This is a genomic window from Bacillus sp. AFS037270, assembly GCF_002585305.1.
Map to the genome: position 1 here is coordinate 1 of NZ_NUNF01000110.1, position 1001 is coordinate 1001.

Annotated in this window: 1 protein-coding gene; it reads left to right on the forward strand. The window is 34.2% G+C overall.

The window, feature by feature from the left end; translation table 11 throughout:
* Positions 1 to 75 precede the first annotated feature (75 nt).
* The gene (locus COD92_RS30650) at positions 76 to 717 is read left to right on the forward strand and encodes a DUF4304 domain-containing protein (RefSeq protein WP_098532499.1); all 642 of its coding nucleotides are present in this window, start codon (positions 76 to 78) and stop codon (positions 715 to 717) included.
* Positions 718 to 1001 lie beyond the last annotated feature (284 nt).

Sequence of the window (1001 nt, forward strand, 5' to 3'; positions counted from 1 at the left end):
TTTATTGAGGGAGTTTAGTTTAATAAGAAAGCGATTTATAATAGTGGTAATTACGGGTTAAGGGATGGATAAAAAATGATTGGTTCCCCTGAAATAAATAAAGTAATTAGAAAAATATTATCACCAGCATTAAAAGAAAATGGATTTGATAAAGTAAATACAAGACATAACTGGGGATGGCACAACCATTGCATTTGGGTATTTGATATTACTGCCGTTGGAAAGTATTTTTCAGATGTAACAGGTTGGTCTCCTATGTCTGTTTACGTGGATTTAGGGATTTACTATGACTTTGTACCACCGAAAGACAGCGAAATAAAAATCGGTACTAAAAATGAATTAGTACCTAAACCCCTTCAATGCCAACTCCAAAAACAGCTATCCTGTAGCCTTGACCAATCTATTTATACCGATTCATTTCATAATCCTGCTGAAAAAAAGCGAAATGATATTTGGTGGATAGAACCTGATGGCTCCAATATCCAGGAAGTTATAAACGATATTAAACAATCTTTTCTAAGTGATGGTTTATTGTGGTTTCTGAAAAATACTGACTTGAAGACTGCGTTTAAAAAAATTGAAAGTGAGCACGATTCATTTAATAAATTCTACAAGGCAAGATATTTTGCAGAACATTTAAACGATGATTTAAAGTTTGAAAAGTACAGTCATTTGTTAGAAAAGGAGCAAAATAGGATTGATGGCTTGTTCAGCTAAAAGGTGCGAGAGTTTAATAAAGAGTCGCTGTGGAGACTCTATTCTTGTTCCGCTAACGGGCAGGATAGTTGAAAAGCGGTGTTTAACTTGTGTTCAGCAATCGGTCCGGATTGATGAGTAACGGTTAGCAAGATGAATGGATATTAATGGTAAGGTAAATGAGGATTGTGAAGAAATAGCTCAATTGAAGGTTTAGTTTGAAAATAAGAATGTTTGTAATTTGCTTTACCTCAAAAAAAGTACATAAAAAGACACCCCCTACCGTGAACTATAACCCGAATAAT